21 protein-coding genes and 1 pseudogene are annotated in these 22,267 nt (G+C 30.4%); 1 reads left to right on the plus strand and 21 read right to left on the minus strand.

Annotated elements, in window-relative coordinates; genetic code table 11:
• The 11 genes from N4A55_RS07310 to N4A55_RS07360 form a co-directional block, all read right to left on the minus strand.
• Entirely contained in the window at positions 1-606 is a 606-nt protein-coding gene (locus tag N4A55_RS07310) for an OB-fold-containig protein (RefSeq protein WP_293754941.1), read from the minus strand.
• Between the two features lie 390 nt (positions 607-996).
• A complete protein-coding gene (locus N4A55_RS07315) occupies positions 997-1,437 on the minus strand; it encodes a hypothetical protein (RefSeq protein ID WP_293754942.1) in 441 nt (146 codons plus the stop codon).
• A gap of 173 nt (positions 1,438-1,610) precedes the next feature.
• Positions 1,611-2,324, minus strand: a complete 714-nt coding sequence (locus N4A55_RS07320) for a hypothetical protein (RefSeq protein WP_293754943.1) — start codon at positions 2,322-2,324, stop codon at positions 1,611-1,613.
• Complete coding sequence (locus N4A55_RS07325; RefSeq protein WP_293754944.1) at positions 2,324-2,479, minus strand: hypothetical protein; 156 nt, start codon at positions 2,477-2,479, stop codon at positions 2,324-2,326. The genes N4A55_RS07320 and N4A55_RS07325 overlap by 1 nt, the downstream gene beginning before the upstream one ends.
• Entirely contained in the window at positions 2,476-3,288 is an 813-nt protein-coding gene (locus N4A55_RS07330) for an acyl-CoA dehydratase activase (protein WP_293754945.1), read from the minus strand. Before N4A55_RS07330 ends, N4A55_RS07325 begins: the two co-directional genes overlap by 4 nt.
• Before the next feature lie 13 nt (positions 3,289-3,301).
• Positions 3,302-4,825: a 2-hydroxyacyl-CoA dehydratase family protein gene (locus tag N4A55_RS07335; protein ID WP_293754946.1), complete on the minus strand. Its 1,524-nt coding sequence runs from the start codon at positions 4,823-4,825 to the stop codon at positions 3,302-3,304.
• A complete protein-coding gene (locus N4A55_RS07340) occupies positions 4,822-6,018 on the minus strand; it encodes a 2-hydroxyacyl-CoA dehydratase family protein (RefSeq protein WP_293754947.1) in 1,197 nt (398 codons plus the stop codon). The genes N4A55_RS07335 and N4A55_RS07340 overlap by 4 nt, the downstream gene beginning before the upstream one ends.
• Before the next feature lie 11 nt (positions 6,019-6,029).
• A complete protein-coding gene (locus N4A55_RS07345; RefSeq protein ID WP_293754948.1) occupies positions 6,030-6,794 on the minus strand; it encodes an ATP-binding protein in 765 nt (254 codons plus the stop codon).
• A 35-nt stretch (positions 6,795-6,829) separates the two neighbouring features.
• Positions 6,830-9,133 (minus strand): oxidoreductase, encoded by a 2,304-nt coding sequence (locus N4A55_RS07350; RefSeq protein WP_293754949.1) that lies wholly within the window; start codon positions 9,131-9,133, stop codon positions 6,830-6,832.
• Between the two features lie 10 nt (positions 9,134-9,143).
• Positions 9,144-9,728, minus strand: coding sequence for a TetR/AcrR family transcriptional regulator (locus N4A55_RS07355; RefSeq protein ID WP_293754950.1), 585 nt, complete (start codon positions 9,726-9,728; stop codon positions 9,144-9,146).
• Positions 9,729-10,041: 313 nt separating this feature from the next.
• On the minus strand, positions 10,042-10,458 hold the full coding sequence (locus N4A55_RS07360; RefSeq protein WP_293754951.1) for a hypothetical protein: 417 nt from the start codon (positions 10,456-10,458) through the stop codon (positions 10,042-10,044).
• A 462-nt stretch (positions 10,459-10,920) separates the two neighbouring features.
• Here N4A55_RS07360 and N4A55_RS07365 point away from each other — a divergent pair.
• Positions 10,921-11,079, plus strand: a pseudogene (locus N4A55_RS07365) (transposase); the annotation flags it as partial.
• Between the two features lie 216 nt (positions 11,080-11,295).
• Here the strand turns inward: N4A55_RS07365 and N4A55_RS07370 are convergent.
• The 10 genes from N4A55_RS07370 to N4A55_RS07415 form a co-directional block, all read right to left on the minus strand.
• The gene (locus N4A55_RS07370; protein ID WP_293754952.1) at positions 11,296-11,763 is read right to left on the minus strand and encodes a peptidoglycan-binding domain-containing protein; all 468 of its coding nucleotides are present in this window, start codon (positions 11,761-11,763) and stop codon (positions 11,296-11,298) included.
• 702 nt (positions 11,764-12,465) lie between these two features.
• Positions 12,466-12,978 (minus strand): GNAT family N-acetyltransferase, encoded by a 513-nt coding sequence (locus N4A55_RS07375; RefSeq protein WP_293754953.1) that lies wholly within the window; start codon positions 12,976-12,978, stop codon positions 12,466-12,468.
• Complete coding sequence (locus tag N4A55_RS07380) at positions 12,947-16,300, minus strand: amino acid adenylation domain-containing protein (protein WP_293754954.1); 3,354 nt, start codon at positions 16,298-16,300, stop codon at positions 12,947-12,949. The genes N4A55_RS07375 and N4A55_RS07380 overlap by 32 nt, the downstream gene beginning before the upstream one ends.
• The gene (locus N4A55_RS07385) at positions 16,297-16,473 is read right to left on the minus strand and encodes a hypothetical protein (RefSeq protein ID WP_293754955.1); all 177 of its coding nucleotides are present in this window, start codon (positions 16,471-16,473) and stop codon (positions 16,297-16,299) included. The genes N4A55_RS07380 and N4A55_RS07385 overlap by 4 nt, the downstream gene beginning before the upstream one ends.
• A gap of 640 nt (positions 16,474-17,113) precedes the next feature.
• A complete protein-coding gene (locus N4A55_RS07390) occupies positions 17,114-17,419 on the minus strand; it encodes a transposase (RefSeq protein WP_443083825.1) in 306 nt (101 codons plus the stop codon).
• A 395-nt stretch (positions 17,420-17,814) separates the two neighbouring features.
• Entirely contained in the window at positions 17,815-18,018 is a 204-nt protein-coding gene (locus N4A55_RS07395) for a DUF3791 domain-containing protein (protein ID WP_293754957.1), read from the minus strand.
• 160 nt (positions 18,019-18,178) lie between these two features.
• On the minus strand, positions 18,179-18,424 hold the full coding sequence (locus tag N4A55_RS07400; RefSeq protein ID WP_293754958.1) for a hypothetical protein: 246 nt from the start codon (positions 18,422-18,424) through the stop codon (positions 18,179-18,181).
• Between the two features lie 469 nt (positions 18,425-18,893).
• Positions 18,894-20,099 (minus strand): hypothetical protein, encoded by a 1,206-nt coding sequence (locus tag N4A55_RS07405; RefSeq protein ID WP_293754959.1) that lies wholly within the window; start codon positions 20,097-20,099, stop codon positions 18,894-18,896.
• Positions 20,096-20,734 (minus strand): hypothetical protein, encoded by a 639-nt coding sequence (locus N4A55_RS07410; RefSeq protein WP_293754960.1) that lies wholly within the window; start codon positions 20,732-20,734, stop codon positions 20,096-20,098. Before N4A55_RS07410 ends, N4A55_RS07405 begins: the two co-directional genes overlap by 4 nt.
• A gap of 579 nt (positions 20,735-21,313) precedes the next feature.
• Positions 21,314-22,120, minus strand: coding sequence for a serine/arginine repetitive matrix protein 2 (locus N4A55_RS07415; RefSeq protein ID WP_293754961.1), 807 nt, complete (start codon positions 22,118-22,120; stop codon positions 21,314-21,316).
• Between the last annotated feature and the right edge of the window lie 147 nt (positions 22,121-22,267).

Genomic DNA, 22,267 nt, shown 5'->3' on the forward strand with positions numbered 1-22,267 from the left:
TTATAAATCTAACTTGACAATGTAATATATATCTTTATTTGTGTCTTTTCTGCTGACAAATGCAGCTTCATCCTTATTAAATGACTCTTCCTCATACTCCGATTTAACATTAATTATTATTGAAGCACCATCTCTTTTGATTTTAGCTTGACCTAGACGTCCATCATTCACATCGCACATGAGTATGCATAGTTGTTCAAGTACTTGTTTGTCTTTGTTATCTTGCATATTGCTATACTTAAATATACCTTTTAGAGGAATGGTTTCATACTTCGTCAGGAATATACTGATTATCATGGCAGGTATCAGTAATATTCCATTCAACAGACCTCCTACTGCAACAAAAGGTAAGTAATATATCAACATTGATATAATCCAAAAATTCAGTATAAATATGCTTATAATTAACATGAAAGGTAATTCTCCTACATTTAGAAACGCTAAAATTGCATAGAATGGACCTGAATTATCAGCACCTATGTCCATATCAACATCCAGAAAGTCAAAATCAAATGCACCAATAATAACAATAATCCAGTACAACAATACTACTCCTAATAAAGCTGTAGGTATAATATTTACTCCCGTAACAGCATTTTTTAGCAACTCCGTTATAATCCCCCCTTATAGAACTTGTAATCATTACCAAGTTGTTTTTTTTACAACACATGGTCAATTAGATATATTTAAAAATATGTGCGTGTAGAACTAAACACTAATAATATATATTATATATGTAATTCTATTACCAATTCTAGATATAGTCAAGATATAATAGTGAGTTAAAACTTTGTTTAACATATTATTATTGATATTAAATTAATGGAATTTTTGCATTAAGTTAGTATTGTCTTCAAAACTAATTATATATGCTAGATATTATTTTTCTTTTTCACTACTTAATCTTATCTTAGAAAAAAATATAGTATTTATGATAAAATTAAAGCCTACCATAAGGCAGGCTCGTACTAAAGTAAATCTAATTTATCTTTTTTATTAATCCATATCAAAACATAATTCGTATGGTTCTGCTAAATTTCCGCTATCATAATCTACACGTACATATACATAATCATTTTCATCTACATAAGTTCTGTAATTTTCACTACCATCACAATTGGATATTTTTGTTAATATATCCTCTGATGAATCATAGATATAAAAATCTATATCTATATCACTACTAGCTTCATCAAAATAAAGATCTATATCCATCTCTCCAGATGTAGTGGCAACAAGTTTAAAATAATCAGTATCATCATAATCATTTACAGTTCCATAAACATATGTATTACTTTCATAAACATTATATTTATCCGCATTTTCCATAGTATCATTATATTCATCTTCAATATATTCTCTATAAGCTGCATTTGCAATAATTCCTTGTGATAAAATCAAACTTCCAGCTAATAATAAACCTAATACTTTTTTCATTTTATTATCCTCCTTAATTAAATCAACTTTAGTACAATGTATACAATACACTTATTCAACTAAAAAGTCTGTCAAACATTGTATGTAAAGTTCGCAATATTTGACACATTTATATTATTTGTAATATTTATTTTATTTAAGATAATGTACTGTTTTTCATTAAGTTTACTATATTATTTCATATTACTTTTAAAATGTAATTCTCTCATTCCTTCTACTTCATCACAAATTGGTTTCAAATCACAACTGCTACAATCAAGATTCATGTTATTCAGTACATGATTAAGTGTAAGGGTAATCTTATTGATCTTTTTTGCATTCTCAGCAAGTTTTTTATAAATAGGTATATTTAATGTAATAAAAATGATTCTTACAGCCCTAATAAATTTAGCTTGTTTATATTCATTAATAAATGAATTACCAATATTCTTAAATGAAATCCCGTCAGCTACTGCACTTTTTGCAACTCTTACCTGTTCACGATTATCCATTGCTGAAGCTCTCATCATATAGCCTTTTAAGTTCATATTATATTTTATAAATTCTAATTCTTTAATAGCTTTATAGGATGATTCATCATCTCCTAGATTATCTATATCTAAAAAAACTATTCTTGCAAAGGAAATATCTTCTTTTATCTTATTCAAGTCCTCACCATATAACAGAATTTCATCTTTATTAATGAAGTTATTAGATGAAGTTACACATTGATAATTAACTGCTGATTTAAAACTTCCTCCTAATTCAAATTGTGAATCTTTTTTCAAAAGAATTTCATTACTATGTCCTATCTTCCAAGTAAGATCATCTGATACAGTAAATCTTCTAGGGGTATATGGGGTTAGTACATCAATTGTATCTTTGATAATGCTATCATATAATTTCATTATATTTTTGTTTCCTTTTCCATTTTATCAAACCTCTTATTTAATCCTAAATATATATGAGAAACAAGCTTCATATCTAGATTAAAAAAATAGATAATAAAGAGTAATACAATTAATGCAACAAGAATAATTAAAATCACCCCTAATGTATTCATACGAGATTTCCTCCTTTTGCTAAACCTTTTTGACGTGCATATTCTGCCGCCCCTAATGCCCCCATTAGCTGTGGGTCAGTATCTAATTCAATGACTTTAAGTTTCAAAACACGTTCAATGGCACGTTTTAGCCCTTTGTTTTTCGCACAACCACCTGTTAATGTTATACTATCAGTGGCCCCTGCTTTTTTTGCCATAACAAAACAACGTTTTGCAACAGCTAACTGTATTCCCGCAGCAATTTCATCACGAGGTTTACCTTCTCCTACTAATGAAATCACCTCACTCTCAGCAAAAACTGTACATTGGGCAGTTATTGGAATAACATTTTTGGCTGATAGAGATAGCTCAGAGAATTCTTCTAAAGATACCTCAAAAGCATTAGCCATTCCTTCAAAAAAACGCCCTGTTCCTGCTGCACATTTATCATTCATGGCAAATGTTTTTACAGTTCCATCTTCATCAATGGCAATGCCTTTAACATCTTGCCCTCCTATATCAATAATTGCTTTTACATTAGGATTAGTTATATGAACCCCCATAGCATGACAACTTATTTCAGAAATATTCTCTTTGGCTTGTGGTACTTTGTTTCTGCCGTATCCTGTACCGATTAAATATGTTAAATCACTTATCTTACTTAATCCAGCCTTTTCTATTGTCGTATTAAGGCTTAAACTCGCACTTTCTTGTGAGTTTATTTTGCTTTTTATTATACTACTTGAAACAATGTTGCCATCTTCATCAAGAATAACTGACTTTGTATAGGTAGAACCTACATCACACCCGCCAAATAATAATTTTTTCATTTCTATACCACCTTTACCATGTTTTTTCATCATCAAAATCAACCAATGTTTTATCAACTGGCTCTTCTCTAAAAACTGTCTGCATGTATTTATTAACTTTATTTCTCATTTCTTTTCTTGAGACAGTTCTAGGATCCATTAAATCATGGTCAATCCAAATCAAATGGATACCTCGTTCTCTAGCCTGATCTTCAAACAATCCTGTAAGACCCGCCATAGTTTTGCAAGAAATATGTGTAAACATTAGAACTATATCTGCGTTAAATTCTTCACAAACTCTCCATAATTCATCAAGAACATTTACATATCCTCCGTTAGTATGTCTTCTCATTGTCATTCTCTCATAAGTATGTGCCAAATCTTTTAATGATTCCTCTTTGTCTTCAGTATTAAAGAATTTTGTTGAAACCATACTTTCCATATCAATTACTACATTAATACCCCAACAGTTCTCAGCCCAAGTTGAAAGATTACTATAATAATGTGCAGGAGGCGACCATACTACGGCTCTATGTCTCATTTGTGCTGAACATTTTTCTTTTTTCCTATAGGCTTTCATCATAAGTTTATTAACTTTTTCATCAACTTTTAAGAAGTTCCCGTCCATACTTCCTTGTACAAGAAAAGCATACATTCTAAAGAGTGCTAGACTTGCTCCAGTAATCTGTGGATAATCTGTCTTGTTTATTTCCCATTTTTCAAGTTCATATTCAGCTTCTTTATTATATTGCCTCATGCATCTAAAATAATTATCCCAGTCAAACTTTTCCCCTGTATTATCTTCAATAAATTTGATACAATCCTTAAAATCTTGTACTGCGTATGCTTCCACTTCTTTTTCTAAATATCTCACTGGTAGAGCAAGTGGAAATGTAGGAAGTTTAAAATATCTATCTTGAAAAGAACTTGCCATAACTGATCCATCACAAGGCATACTACTTGTAATGTAGCATTTCCCTATGATTGGATATTCATCAACAACAGATACACCCGCTTCACATGCAGGAAGAGGACATACATCAGCAGGCAACCCATAGTTTTCAATAGCGTCAAGATAAGGAATCATACTAAGTTGGTCTATAACTGAACATTGAAAAACTGGTACTAACTGTGATGGAATACCTATTAGATTAGGAAAACCTGCCATTAGGTGCATTGGCATCATCTCATCAAATAATACTATTTTGTCTGATAGGTCATTGGCTCCGAATCTTTTATCTCCTTTAAACATATTTGCAATTATTTTAGTTGTGTTTTTTATGATGGTATTAAAATGTAGATTGTTTATACGAAGTGCGGTTCCTCTTAATCCTAGAGAATGCCTATCTATAAATGCAGGTGTTGTTAAGTAAGATGACATCCATCTATAATTAAATATCGCTTTTGTAATTCGAATAGGGGCACTAAAGAAAAACTTACTTAGATCTTTCCACGTTATAAGCCAACACCAAAAATCATACATAGTATCTTTAAAACCACGCCATTCTCTACGTTTTAGATATATTTTTCCCGTATATAAATTCCCGATTTTTGTCATGATATTCGTCCTTTCCTCCTAATTTTTTTGATTTCAAGACTTTCAACAAATGCTTGAATTCTTGTTCTAAGTTGTCCTGACGTTCTTGACATATATGGGCGGTCTATTGATAATACAGGATATCCATATTCCTTATTCATTACGTGGCTAGAGAGCGCACGTTCATAACCCCAATAGTCACAGAATTTTATTTGTTCATAGATAATACCATCTGCCTTGAATTTCTTGGCATACTCGTCTACCATCTCACGTCTTTGATTAATTTTATCTCTACTCATATATCGTGGACATTGACTTTGTTCCAGATATTGTCTACAAATTGAAGATAGGACATTCTCACCTTCTTGTAGAATAATTTCTTGTCTGCCTGGAAAAGAACCAAAGCAAAATCTATCTGCAACAATAAGAGCTCCTGAATCTTCTATTAGATAAGTAAGAGCTTCATCATCTATTTCACTTCCTACCATAACGACCCTTGCACGAAATTTCTTTTCTTCATCTCTTTCTCTTGTCTTAATTTCTTCAAGTGTCTCTCGAAGCTTATCTATTATAAGATATTTTGGACAACAGTATGTAATAAGATTAAGTATATGAAATTCATAACCAGTTATAGGAGGATTATCTTCTTTTCTGAACTCTCCTATTTCTGTTATAATCCTGCATACTTCATTATGTTTCTTAACTGCTTCTTTTAGGCTCTTATCGGATATATCAATCCCAAATTTTTCTTTTAAAGGATTCAATACTTTTATTGTAATTTGTTGCACATAATGAGCTACTGCTTTTTCGTCCACTTTATAAGGGACATCTACATGAGAGATGAAAAATCTATCTTTTTCAATTAGTTTTTGCACTTCTATATTCTCCAATGCACGATTCATCTGAGCACAAGCATCAACACCTGCAATAGCATCAACAAAATTATACCCTCCTTCCATTGCACGTTCTAATAACGCCCTACAAAACTCACATGTGTAATTAGACATATAATAAGTTGCAATATCTATTGAACCTGTTTTAGGTGCCCTCATACGAGTAGAAATACAATTATCAAGATTCAATAGTACCTCTGGCATATGAAAACAAGTATATCCAATAATTAATTTGCCTTCATTAGAAGCTTGCCTGATCAAATCATTATGAGCATTTTCTAATAGGCCTTCAAAATAATACAAATGTTTTAAATCTTTCACGAGAATCTCCTTTACAATATATTATATTTTTCTAGTGCTTCTCTAGCCCCAATAACTACTTTAGATTTATCGGGAAGGTTAAAAACACTCTTCCCCTGAATATCAAATGATGCTAGCTCTTTATCTTCTTCTATATAAGAAAGAACATCAATACCACTTGTATTTATATATTCTTTTAGAGTCAAATCACCCATTCGATTGACAATAACACCTATTTCATCATACATGACTAATTCATCAGCTACTTTTTTAATTGTCTTAATTACTTGAGTACCCTTCTTACTTGGATCAGTAATTAGTAAAAGATGACTTACCTTCTCCATAACTCTACGATTAATCTGTTCAATGCCTGCTTCACCATCAATAACTACATAATCAAATTCTTCAGAAAGAATACTAATGACTTCTTTTAGGTAAGAATTTATTTTACAATAGCAACCTTTTGATTCTGGACGACCTATTGCAATAAAAGCAAATCCATCTTTTTCAACAATAGTATCAAATATCCTAAATCTAGCCTCTCCTAAAAGTTCAATTGCATCCTTCGTATTTCCCTCTTCAACATTTTCTACAATAGCTTTTCTAATATCATCAAGTGTTGTTTCAGGTTCTATTCCTAAAGCAGTAGATAGTCCAATGGCTGGATCTGCATCAATTGCTAATATTCTGGCTTCTTTATGAGCTTTTACTAGATTTCTAACAATAGACGCGGATATTGAAGTTTTCCCGACTCCGCCTTTGCCTGCTACTGCAATAATCTTTGCTGTTTTTTCCATGATTTATTCTCCTCCTAATATACCCTTATTTAGATTTAAATGTGTGTTGCTAGATTATATGCAGAGCGAGTTGCCTCAAGTACACGTCCTGCACGATAACTATCTCCAATATTATATAGTTCAGTTGCTAAATGCTGTTTTTGAGCTTTGAAGAAAAGATCTTCATCTGCTCTTGTACCTATAGATAGAACAACAAGATCCGCTTCAAGCACTATGTCTTTAGTCTCTTCACCAATTTTTTTAGCTAATGGATTATGTATGTTATTAGGCAATAATGGCTGCCAAGTATTATATGGATTAGGAACACCTTTTGAAACATTCTTTTTAATATTAACTTTTCCTTTTTCAAATGAAATCACCTTAGCACAATTAATTAGTTCTACATTCCCTTTATTTAAATAATGAATTAGATGCCCTCGATTTGCAGTACATACTCCCTGCATTAAGTTTGGTTGCATCTCAACTACTTTCACATTACGGTTATACTCGTATTTAAGCCAAAATGCAGTTTCACAACCCACTACTCCCCCACCTATAACAACCACTTTGTCCGCATCTCCCATAAGATTAGGATTTGATAATAAGTCAGTTGCTTGTACAGTGGTTATCTTTTCAATTCCGGGAAGTTTAGGAAGAATGTTCTTGCTACCATAAGCAAATATTATAGCATCATATTTTTGCTCTTTTAACCACTTAGTATTTACCTCAGTGTTTAACCTAACTTGGAAATTCGGCATTTTTTTAGCTACTTCAACTTCCTCTTGAAGATACTTCAGATAGTTCCAGAAGTCATATTTAATCTTTGCCACACTACCTGGATTAACTTTACCGCCTATTTCACCACTTTTTTCTATCAACTCTATATTATGACCTCGTTTTGCTGCTGTTATTGCAAATAAAATTCCTGCTGGACCTGCTCCTACCACACAGATATTCTTGATTTTTTCTGGTTTACTTGGTATCTTAGGTATTACGTCTTCAAATCCTGTCCGGGGATTAACTGCACATTGTGGATGTCCACCTTCAATGAATTCATTAATACAACCTTCTTGACACCCTATACAAGGAATAATTCTCTCAATTTTACCAGAATAAGCTTTGTTACACCACTCTGGGTCAGAGAGTAATGGTCTGGCAAGCATAACCATATCACAATCCCCATTTTTAATAGCTTTTTCTGCAATATCAGGATATCCAAGCTTCCCTACAGCTACCACTGGGACTTCTATACCCATATTAGATTTAATGTTATTTGCTTCAAAATATTCTTTTACAATACGTGAAATCTCAAGGAAACAACCCGCTGGCATACTTGCTGGTGGATGTGGAAGCCACCAGTTATCATAACAGCCAAGATCCACATCAAATATATCCACCCCTGCTTTAATTAAATTTTCCATATAGATTAATGTATCTTTTATTCTACGTCCATTTATAAATTTACTTAAAGATTTTGTATTATTCATATGACTACCATATGTTTCATTAAGTGCAAGTGAAAGGTCAATACGATACATTATTGGATATTTAGCTCCAGTTCGTTTTCTTATTTCTTTTATGATGTCAATGCCAAATGCCTGCCAGTCAGAATATCTTCCTAATTTCCTACGATTAAATGCTGTATTCGTTAGTTGTTCTAAAAGATATCCTTCATGTCCGTGGAGATATACTCCATCTAGCCCACATTCTTTTGCATCTATAGCTGCTTGCCCGCAGTTTTTTATAATTTTCTTGAGCTTTGAATCTGAGAGTCTCATACAAGGTAGTCTAGGTATATAAAAATTAGGATTGAAGGATGCTGATACGGGAAATTTTTTTTGATTTATTAAACAAGTTGGAGGTCCAACTCTACCAAGTCCCGGAGTAATCTGAACAAAAATTTTACTTCCATATCCATGAACCCCTTGTGCAAGATCACGCCAACCTGCAAGAACAGAACGAGAGCCATCAATGCGAGGGAATACAGTAAGCTTGCGGTTTTCTGTTACAGTATTATCTATCCCATGACTAACTGGTATTAGACCTGTTGTAAGTAGTCCTGTGCCCCCTTTTGCACGTGCAAAGAAATATTGAAGCATTTTATCATTAGGTCTACCTGTTTCATCACACATATTGAGATTACCCATAGGTCCCATTATAACACGATTTTTAATTGTAATATTATTAATATGTATAGGTGAAAATAATTCATCATATGGGAACAACTCTTTTGTCATACGAGCTGTTCCTCCAGCTGTATTTTCACAATCTTCTTTCACCCATCTTCCATAATTATCAACTAGTTTCTGGACTTCATTATCTTTTTTCAAACCGCCAACTCCTTCATCAATAGTATTCATGATAACTTCTTCATGCTTTAAAACATTGCATATGATTAGATATTACCTTATGACAGTATAGTCTTAAATCGTAACTTCCATTATTCTGACACCAATTATAGATTACCCCACGGGATAGCAAGAGTAATTCACAAGTGATATTTTCAATACTATCCCCTTTTGTTATAGCCCCTTTTTGTTGAGCTTCTTTGACTAGATTCTGTAATCCATGAGGCAAACTACGTGAAGATTTTAGAAAGAAAGATGTACCTTCAGTGATTTGTGTCTTATAAACTTCAGTCATCAGATCAATCCCTATATTGAGTGCATATTCCATTTGATAATCAATATATTCAAGTATTCTTTCAATAGGATCTTTGCTTCTTAGTTTACCGATTATTTTCTCTTGAAAGAACTTATCACATTCCCAATACCCTTCAATAATAAGTCCATGCTTACTCTTAAAGTGATGATAAAATGCTCCTACTGATACTCCTGCTTCCTTACAAATCAAATCAACACTTAATTTATCGTAAGTATATTTTTTACATAGCTCTTTTGCTGTTTTCATAATGCGTTCTTTTGTTTCTATAGCTTGTAGTTGTCTTTTGTTCAAATATTATCCTCCTCTATATTATAATTAGATATTTAATTCACATAATTTATTCGCCGAATCTATTATGTATAATAATATCATATTGATATTTTTTTAACAACCTTAATTATAATAATATTAATTTAATTTATTTAATTTCAGTTTATACTTAATATAAGTTTGAGTTTTATGAATTTTATTCATTTAATTTGAACTTAAAGTAAGTATTTGAATAATAGCTTATCTCCTATAAGGAAATAAGCTATTATTGTGTGTACTAATATTATTAAAGTGCATTGTAATTAAAAAGTAATATATAGATTTTTTGTATTTTCTATGATTCATCCACAAAATACTTTTCAAATATAATTGGATTTATTGGATTAACAAGTTTATACCACTTAGTATTATCTCCAACAGTTATTTCAACATATTTATTATCATATATTAATATCCAATTTTCTTGCGTAGAAATACTATAGTAAGTTTTATAAGATTTTTTTTTATTAATAATAAGTCTTCTGACTTTTTTATCTTCTAGATTTTTGAAGATATCATGAACATCTTTTTTTGACGTTATTAATACACTATTAATTTTTGGGTCATACTTTGATAGATAACACTTAACATAGTTCTCTTTATTTATTACTTTGGAAAATGAAGTTTGTTCAATCCAATGAAACAGAACATATGTACCTAATATTGCTACGAATATACTAATAATTAATAAATTAATTTTCCTTTTTCTCATTTTTAACCTCTTAATATACTTTTCCAGCTGCATCTAATTTTTGTGTATTTTCTTCATATATTTTTCCTTTAATTAATTATTATATTTTGGTTTAATTATTAATAGTTTTAAATATTTATATTAAAGCTGCAGCATTAATAACAATTTAATAAATACACTTTATGTTATAATTTAAATATAAATTTAGGTACTTTTATTAATTATACTATTATTTTGTCAATATTTCAATTGTATTATCTATTTTTTTAATTTATCGACAAATATTTCAATATTATATTATTAGTAGATAATAGACTTGTATAAATTGTGAATAATTAGTCTATACCCTTAAAAAAATTATGGAGGATTTAGATTTTTCTAGTTTAACAGCTAGATATTCAACTAAGGGAAGAAAGGCTATATCCTATTATAATGTATGCTGTATTGCTTTATGCAAATATCTTCAAAGATTACATGAAGAAAGATATAAAAGGAAATGATAAATTCAGACGATTTAATTATCGCACTTTAGAAAAAGTATATAAAGAATTTATGCTCTACACAATGGCAAGAAATCTAAATAAATATCATCGTTTTATAATGGGTAAGATTCAAAAATTTGAAGGTAAAACAGTAGCATAGTAAAAAGGTTATCTAAAATAATGGGTAGCTTTTATTGTGATGCGTAAAAATATTTTTAGAGAGAATAAAAAAAGACAAAAAATAAAACCCATAAATTTCATTATCGATTTTAGATTTTGATTTTTATGGGTTTGCTGTTTATTATTTAGAAGTATCGAAAAATGGTATTTTCCGACAGCCCCCTATTGTTTATGTACTAATCAGTGCTATAGTTGTTTAGTTATTAATAAGATAACGCCAAGTTTCTGGACCTACTATACCGTCATTCTTAAGTTTAGGATATCTTTTTTGAAATCTTATTACTGCATCTTCTGTTATTTCATCAAAATCACCATCTTCTTTTATACCTAATTGGCATTGAAGTGCTCTTACAGCATTACTCTCTTCACCCCTTTGTAACGTTACTATTAATTTTAGCCAAGTTTTTTCTCCTACTATACCATCTCTTTTTAATCCTCTTGCTGTTTGGAATCCTTTGATATTTCCCTCTGTTCTTTTACCATAATCACCATCAACTGTTATTCTATATCCTTTAGATTTTAAAAGATATTGAATAGTTTTTACATCAGTTCCCCTATCTCCTTTTTTTACAACTTTCCAAGAAGCTGCATTAATTAAAACGCTACTTGATAATACAGTAACTAAAACTAAAAGTGTACAAATTAATCTTTTCTTTTTTTTCATATTAAATTCCTCCTTGTATTAAATAAATTTATATACTAATTATTTTACTCTTTGCCCAATAAAAAGTCTGTCAATTATTAGCACTAAAATGCGCAAAAAAGGACAAGCTTTTAACTTGTCTCTTAAATAATGCTTTAATATATATTTTTTCCTATTTATGCGGATGAAAGTATTAATATAATATCAATAATAAATATTCTAAATATCAACAACAGCCTTATACTAGCTAGTAGATGTATAAATATTATAGTGTAGTGACTTCAAATTATTCTTAGAATCAACCTAAATGTATTCATGCTTTCTATACACCTACGACCGTCTTGTACAGTATACATTATTTCATTATATTAAGGAATATTTTTCATGAATAAGTCTGATATATAGTTATTACCAGTTATACATTACCTACTTCCATTAAACTCCTTATACAACTTACTAAGAGCCTTCTTCTCAATTCTAGAAACATACCCTACTGTCAAGGAAGGGCTAAAAAATATTAGTGTAAATATTTCTGTATTCCCTAAAAATTTTATTTACCAAGGTACTATTGTTACCGTCTATAATTTTCACATCTAACATATTAATGTAGCAAGATTAAAAAAATCCCACCCCATTCTTCATTACAGTTTATTCAGAAGTTTTACCACAAGCAAAGCTTTATTTCTTACTAGATTTTATATACAAATTCATTCTTTTTATAACTTATAGACATATTTGGTATTGAATTATATACTTTCCTAATTCATCATCAAAGATTTTTTCTTTATAAACCCCTTGATTTTTTTCAATAACACGTATAGACGCTTTATTATCTTTATCACAAGTTAAAAGTACTTTTCGTATTCCAAGTTTATGGGCTTCAACTAAACCAAATTCTAACAGTTTAGTTCCATAGCCTTTTTTTCTACAAGTAGATTTCACTTCATATCCAATATGCCCAAGCTTCATTAAATAATCATTATTAACACGATGTCGTATCCTAATAACCCCAACTACTTCTTCGTATTCATTAATTAACCAGAAACTACTACATGGTACCCATTTCGCTGGAAGATTAATACCTCTACTTTCATTTATAATATTCTGGAGATATTTATCAAAATTTTTTTCGGCTTCTTTATAAAGTTCATATGACTCATATCCTGTCATTTTAACATCAGTAATAAATTTTAAAAACGATTCTTTATAACTTATTGTAGGTTCTATTAACTTCATTTTCACATATCCTCTCTTTCTTGTGAGTAAAATTTAATATATCTCTAACGGACTTTTTAAATAGTTCTGTCAATCTTATTATGGTTTCTCTTTTATATTCAAAAGTATTATAAAAGAAATTAAGTTCAAATTTACCTTCAATTATAGACCCAATAACTTCTAGAGAATAAGGTCGTACTAACTCATCACTAATATTCCTTTTAATTTTGAAATCAGGTTCCACAAATTTATCACTATACCTATTATCACTATGACCTAGCTCACCTAAATAGTTAAAACCTATTTCAGGATTCAAATAATAATTTAATTCTTTCTTTAAATACAAAGGTGTTATGTATTTTAGAATTCCATAACCAATACCATTATCTGGGACTGTGTCTAAAATATTCTCAACAACTTTTATTATATGACTCATGTTATTTGTTTTAGGTAGTTCCAAAATAACTGGAAATAAATTAGTGAAAAATCCAATTGTTCTACTTAAATTAATATCATTAAAAATTTCTTCTCTCCCATGGCCTTCAAATTCTATACAAATTGTTTGTAATTTTTTCCATTCTTTTAATGCTAATCCAAATGCAGTAAGTAGTATAGTTTTTATATTAGATTGATAAAACTGAGAAGAATCTTCTATGATTTGCCTTGTAGTCTTACGCTCAAAAGTTATAGTCACTAACCTAATATTCTTTTTGCGTCTCATATCTTTCTTAATTTGATAATCCTTTGGTAATATATCTATCTTCTGTTCAAGTATATTTCCCCAGTATTTTTTTTCATCTAATAATTTAGTGCTAACTGAATATTCCTTTATTTTATCCATCCATTTCTTAAATGAAGTAGTCTTTTTGGGTAGTTGTATCTTTTGACATTGTTCGATTTGTGTATAGATAGCTATAAAGTCTTCAATTAATATCTTCCATGATACAACATCTGCAACCAAATGGCTTATAGTAATAAATAAATATTCATAATTATTAGTCTGTTCTCTGAATAAAACCACTCTTACCAAGGGACCACTTTTCAAATCCATAAGATGTTTACCGTCCATCTCAAATTGAACTCTTTTTTGAAACTCTTCATCCGTATCGGTTAAATACTCTATTATTTCAAAATCATATAGATTTTCTTCTAATCCTCTATTTTTTATTTTTGTCTTACCTTCAGAGAAATCAAAGCTAGCTCGCAGATAATCGTGATGTTCTATAATTTTTTTAATGGTTTCATCTACAATCTTTGGTTTAAATCCATCTTTCTTACATACCATATCAGATAAATTAAAATGATTAATATTATGTACGTCATATTCAATTAGCATTCTTTGAATTGGATTTATAACTACCTCACCTATTACTAACCCCTGCTCATCTTTTATTTTATCTTCCGTAACAATGTATTTACTAAACTCTTTGATCGTTGGATGGAGAAATATATCATTATAGTTAGCTTTTAAATTTAATTTACTCATTTCAGCGTAGATTGCAATAGCTTTTATTGAATCACCACCAATATATTGAAAGTTATCATTAATACCCAAAGATTTTTTTCCTAAAACTTTTTCCCATATACTAACCAATTGCTTCTGTAATTCTGTTTTAGCTATTTCATGTTCCACATCTAATTTAATTTTGATAGCATTTAATTGGTGTACATTAACTTTTCCAGTTAATGTTAATGGTATCTTATCAATGTTTACAATGTAAGTTGGAATCATATAATTCGGAAGTATTTTTGCAAGGAATTCTCTAATCCCCAGTTCATTTACTTTATTACCTACTTTAATGAAAGCACAAAGAAATTTCTCTCCTTCTACTTTACGTTTTATCACAATAGCTTCTTTTATTTGGGGATGCTTTAAAAGATTACTCTCAATCTCTCCTAATTCTATCCGATAACCGTTCAGGCTTATTTGATTGTCAACCCTTCCACAGAATTCTATTAATCCATCAGGAGTCATTCTTGCCAAATCACCCGTTTTATACATTCTTCTATTTTTTAAAAATGGATTCTTCAGAAATCTTTCCCTTGTCAATTCATCAAGATTCAAATAACCTCTTCCAACGCCTTCTCCTGAAATATAGATTTCACCCACTACATCATATGGTACAGGTTCTAAATTGTCATCTAATACATATATTTCCGTATTATATATAGGCGTTCCTATAGACACTGTTCTTTTATTACATTTCTTAGGATTAAATATATAATCCATACATCCTACAACTGTCTCAGTTGGTCCATACTCATTATGGATTTCTATATTTTGGCCAAAATTATTATAAATATCCTTAGCTAACTGAGTTTCTAATTCTTCTCCTCCGACAATTATTCTTTTAAGTTTTGAATTTAGTGTTTTAAAATCTCTAATGAGCTTTAAATGCGAAGGTGTAAGCTTTATTATATTTACACGATTTTCTTCTATTATTTTCTTCACCAGATTCTCATATTGCTCTCCTTTATATATAATTATTTTATTTCCTGTTATTAAAGGTGTAAAAATAGAGGTTACAGTTAAATCAAATGAAATAGACGTATATAAGGGGAATGTAATACTTTCATTTTTTACATATTGATCTGCCGCATACCAAATATAATTTCGTAATCCACAATGTTCAATCATAGTACCTTTCGGATTACCAGTTGTTCCAGAGGTATATATAATATAAGCTAAATCCTGTGGATTTGTATCTATATTTAAGTTACTATCTTTATCAACATAAGATTTTTCATCATCTAATCTTATTACCACTTTATTTCTTTCAGATAATAAATCCATTTGTTTGTTAGTTAGAACTACATCACAATTACAATCTTTCAATATATATGGAATTCGATTATAATATAAAGGGTCTATGGGTAAATAAGCAGCACCTGCTTTTAATATACCTAATATTCCAATTATAGTCTCTATACTGTTTTCCATAATAATACAAACAATAGAATTTGCTTTTACGCCTTTATCTCTTAACAACCTAGCCAATTGATTAGCTTTACTATTTAAAATATGGTTTGTTATTTGTCTACCATTATCTTCAATAATAATCTTATTAGGCGATTCGTTTACTTGCTCTTCAAAAAGTTGATGTACTAATTTATTCTTAGGTAATTTCTTCTTTGTATTATTAAATTTATATAATATATTATTAATTTCATTTTCATCAATAAGTTTTAATTCATTAATATTAATTGAAATATTATTTAAAATGTTTTTAGTTATCCTTTCAAAATATATTGCCATTCTTTCTATTACTTTTTTTTCAATAAAAATACTATGATTGAAATAAAGAATAATTTTATCATTGATTTTTTTGTACCTAATCATCATCTTATAATTATCTTTTTGTATGTTCTCAAGATTTCATAAAAACCCTCTTGTATTCTACTACCTCTTCCTTTAAGTACCACTGGATATAATCTAATATTAGATTGCAAATACTTCTTCCATTTAAAGTATATAACCTCGGATACTCCTGCATAAGGCAAACAAAATAATATCATTGTTCAAACTCCTTTACGGATTTTTTATAAGATATAATAATTTATTTTTATTAAATAATGCATATATATTTTAATTACATTCTAAAAAACAATTATTCAGTAAAACCTCTATGCTACCACGCATTTTTTATTATCATCATTTCTTTGAGTCACTAAACACTGTATCTACCTCTCTTCTTTCAAATGGTTCTACATGAATATCACTTGCTCTATACCGAACTACCTGTTTAATTATTCATCCTTTTATTCTTCCTTATCTATTTTATTATTCCAAAAATCTATTTGATATTCTTGTTTTATTATTCAATTACTACAATTGCCTGCTGTTGTTGTTTTCCTAATAGATATTATTAGCTTCTGCTATTTGATTATTGACGTTTAGTAGAAAAAATAATTTTTTACTATTAATAATGAACCATCACCTATTGCTATGTACAAATTATTATTTTTGTAACCTAACTGGCACTAAATGGTGTTTACGATATTTCTCCACTTTTCCACCTTTTGCCTTTTGTACTATCTGTGGTTGCTGACTAACCCTATAAGATCTGTGATACTTACCCACTTAAAAGATGTGTATCACAAACACTATTACCATCACTCTCTATAAGAAGCTCTTATCTCCTAGCTCCTTCTTCCATTACCTCTTTTGCTGCTCTTGGATATACTTCATTGCATCTTCGGTGATATTCACCCAAAATACTCTACTCTCTTTGCTTCCTTGATTAGGATGTTTGTCAAATACCATCAAAGTACTTTTCCCTTTAAGATTCCTAAAAATTCGTGAAACAGTACGTTTACACATAAATACGCATGATCTTGACAATACTACTCCTTCTATTATCTCAACTCTTTTATACTTACATAATTTCTTAAGGATCTTCCTCACATCTGCTTTTACTTGACCATTCATTACTTTACGTCTGTACTTTAAAATAAACACGATATGATACTATCTTACCATAGCAGGCTTTTTATTAATATACGTAACAACTACTGCTTACTTTATTCTCCCCATCATAGGTATGAGATCAATATTTTATATTATATTAATAGTATAAATATATAGATTAATTTGTCAAGTCTTATTATAGATTTTTTTGTAATTTATACAGTTTTTATAACTTTATTTAATTTATTTATGTATTATTTGTAATTGTATGTATTACTATTTATCATCATTTATCTTTGATTTAATAGTTAAAGTTCTGTTGAATTTCATTACCAAAAAGCTTTAAATAGCTTTTCAAACACTTATTTCTAAATTATCAAAACATACCCTACTGTCAAGGTAGGGCTAAAAAAAGATCCAGGCAAATAAATTAGCCTGAACCTTTTTGTCTAATTAACTCGTGATTCTATATATCTATCAATATCTTTAACAATATATCCATCTCCAGTCATATGGAGTATATCATAGAATTTTTTAATGTAATCAAATACCTCATTTTCATCAAAAATCGCTAAAGCGTCCTTACCAGTCATATTATGAACCTGTTTATAATTTTCAAGGCAAAATACTGTAAAATGAATTATTCTATCCATATCTTATCACCTCATACTTGTGGAAAAGTTATCTTTCTTTATAATCAATAATGCTATATTCAACTTGAATTATCTTCATCTTCATATTATATTCAGCTCGTTAATAATTATTAACTATAGTATACCATATAATACCAGAGTACAACATCAATTAGGTATCCTAAAATATATCCTTAAAATTCCAAACAATACCCAACCGACCTCTATGATCTATCTCAATACAATCAATAAATCCATCAACCATTTCTCTATTAAGCTTCTCAAAAGGAGAGTATCTATTAAATTCTTTTGCTATAACCTCACTATCGTCTACATTAGATTGTAATACCTCCATATCCTGAGTAAGTGCTTTTATCTTATCATCTATTATCGTTTCTTTTCTTTCATAAGTTCTCTTCTCTTTCATAACTTTTTTTCATCTATCATGTTCTTAACACATTAGATCTCTTTTATTTTTTGACTGATACGGAATAATTACTAAAAAATCAATATAATTGAAAAGAGGTTGTGGAGAACAAAAATCACATTTTCCCGACAGCCCCTTATCAGATTATTTGATTTAGTCACTAAGCCTTGTTATAAGGCATTTACAAATTTTATTACTCTGACCATATCGATTAATAAAATATTTCCTTCCAAGTTTGTGACCTAATCGGCTCTCTTAACTTAGTAAATCTTAGAAGCTCAATCACTTTCAAGTCGATTACCTAACCCCCTGTTTAAGATTAAATAATATAACCTATATTGCTCCAAACTTGCTACTGGCTTCTCATGTTGTTGATTTAACCAGATAGGATTTTCATCTATTAAACTATATGCTTTTTCCTAGCCGCACCACAAAAAACTTTACAACTCCCTTAAATGTTTTGACACAATTAGCTCAAAATATCCTTATAATTCATATATAAATCATAAAGATTTAGACTTTTTGCATTGCTTGAATCAGAAAGCCGAATTAACAAATCATTTAATAGCTTAATTCGCTCCTCATGTTTTTCAAGCATCTCAACATTCTCGGGGTCTTTGTCCATATTTTTGCTTCTAAGCCCCAATACTATTTTTTTACTTCGCTCAATTTGATATGTAATATTGTCACTTAGACTCTCCTTTGTAAGATTGTCTACATCAATTTCTGACACTAAATTATCAACTTGAGTTACTTCATATTCAACAAAATTATGAGCATAGTAAAAAACTTCATCGTCAGAATTAAGGAACTCTTGTTGACTTCTTTCAGAAATATTTAGTTTTTCTACTTTAGAGGCAAAATCTTTCCTGTAAATAGTTTCTATACCATATGCATTTTTTTCCTCTGCGGTCATAGTTTCGGGATTCATTATTATACTTGTTTTCCCAGGACCACCAGCTTGAATGTTTCGATACGTTGTTCCTGCTTCTAATAGTTCATATCCAGGACCAATTAAGTAATAATTTGAGGACATTTGAACTGTCTCATTTGGCTTGACATCAACTATAAACCAGAAAAATTGTCCTACATCTGATTCGTCAGAACTCCAATACCAATTTCTATATGCCCTATAAGGATCTGATATTTCGTCATCAGTAGTATTTACAAACGCACTTATTAACCCAATAATTGACCACGCATATGATGCACCAAGGTGATTGATTGCAGTAATTGCAAGACCAATCACTCCATTTGCAACTGCACCATAATCTGGATTTGTGCCAGATTCCGGTGCAGAACCCAAGTATTCAGAACTACTATTTGTCCATACAGATGCGGCACTTTTATTTGACGTTAAATTGACATCCATAGCCGCCACTCTTATCAAGTCTGCATCCGATCCACTTCTCCAGTCAGCTGAACCTGTCCCAGCAAATCTATAGTTGAAAGCCCATTTTTCTCTTGAAGAAGACCATTCTGCTCCCATATATGCAATTGAACTTGAAACATAAATGTCTGCCCATGACGGATAACCATATGCTGTAGTATCACTTTTTTCCGTTGAACGAATAATTGTATCTGAAACCGCAAAAGCATCCATTCTAAATGTACTAAACACTAAACTGCAAATAAGAACCATACTTAAAATACAATATTTTCTATTTGACTTCATTTAACTTCTCCTTTCTTAATTAAGGGGTTGATTTCAACAACAATTTCATCGTAACCAATACCCCAAATAATGTTCCCATTTTCGTAGCTTGCACCACACTCGATACCAAATTTGAGTTCATTAATTGTGTTAATATCATCGTATGGATATGAAAAATCAATTACCACTGTTCCATCTCCGCCTTCAGATTGTTCCTGATTACGAGAGCGCCCAATTTCAATTGCTGATCCATACTCAACATCCTCATTTCCTGTAACCCAAAAATCGATTAAATCGACATTGTTGATAGTTTCCAAATCATCTGGATAGGTACATAACATATCATCTAAATAGCAACCATTAGGAATCTGAAAAGCTATCCCACCCCAATCAGTAGCATCAATACTAACCAATGCTACAATTTTTATACCAAGTATATTCTGCTCCTTTTCATATATTAGGATCGAACCATTTGCTGATGTTTCCGATTCATCTAACACAACACTAAAATCACTATTGCCATATAGTTGAGAGAAATTAGTATTATTACTAAAATCAGCGTCACCGTTTCTACATCCACTAAAAAAAATAAAACTACACATAATATAAAGACAAATAATAATGCGCGGCATTACTTTCATAACACTCAATTTCATAATACCCCTCCTAACATGTTATTGTGTTTTTTGTGTTTTTTATTTAGCATTTTAGTAGCAATAAGTATATGGTAATAATTAAACACTCTGTGATAACGGAATACCCTATGAATGAACTGGCACCGTTGCATTTCTGGAAGATATTGATAGATCTGTTTTAGCGATTGAAGTATATTTATATGTAGTTGGTGACTGTATTTTCAAGCGATGTGGCATACACATCCATAAATCGAATACATAACATTGCAACTACCAAAGCAATAGTAGCACGAATTTTTACTTTTTATGATAACCAATCCTCCTTTCTTTCGTTATTAGAGATTTACAATCATCCCTATAACCTCTAAAACGATAAAGGAAAATTTTTGTGACTTGATTTTTTTGATTTTTCAATATTTTAATTATTTTTTCATTTTAATCATTTCCGCCTTACTATTACCGATTAAACTATATCTATATTCGCCATTGCTCCAACTTAACGAGTAGCGTCCTTTGTTATAAACAATCTAGTCTTCGTTGTTGTTAATACTGATAATTTCTAATTCGCTGTTCTCAGCATTAATCCCTAAATCAGCTCCATCAAGTGTCGCTTCTATAAATGAAATTATTTCGCCATGCTTCATCACCTACAAAATATATCTTACTTCGTGTAAAACCGTCCCCAGTAGTGGAGAATACCATCTTAGACACTTCAAATTCTCCTGATATACTGGGATGGATTACCTTTATTTTTTGAGAGTGTTTTATGAAAGGGGCGGATACCGTTACAAGCTCCCAGAGTCCATCAGCAAAGGTTAAATCTATGATGTTTACAGCATATTCAAACTCATATACCTTACTTTGACTTGGTTTCTCTCCCCAGTAAAATATCTTATCTGCAAAGAAGAAGAGCTCCTTTATTCTCCAAAGGTTATGAATTTCCTCAATAACATCAATAACACTCTTCCTGAATATAGGGACTATACTCTTCTTTGGGTACACCTTGGATGATAGCTTATAATCTTGTATGCCTGCTTTTTTAAGGCTGTATCTAAGAATTTCCTGTGGTGTAGCTTCAAGGAATGTATTGGTGATGATGGTCTCCTCGAGCTTAATCATGTCATCCTTTAGTATGATTTCATTTTGAGAACTACCTCCAGTATTCACAGGATCATTAACATATCCTTTGAATACATCATCTAAATTACCATCATAACCAAGCTTGACAACCGCTTCATCCAGCTTGCTTAATGTCACCTTCTCGCCCAATTCCTCTGTAAAACTTACCTTCGCCCAGTCAAAGTAAGAAGCTTTAGAGGAGTATACTTCAACCTCAATACCTTTATCAAAGGAGTAAGAGCCTATATCTGCCTGTATCTCTGGATAGAATAAATCTTCATTTTTCAATATCATCACCACCCTTAATATGGAACATTGCCACACCTCATCCTGTAAGAATACATATCAACCGAATAATCATCTACAGCAGGGGAGGCTGATGTCTTATCTTGAATCCTTGGAGCTTTCCCACGACTTGGAAGATAGCTTTTATAG

The organism is Vallitalea sp. (assembly GCF_025211055.1).
In the GTDB taxonomy this organism is placed as follows: Bacteria; Bacillota; Clostridia; order Lachnospirales; family Vallitaleaceae; genus Vallitalea.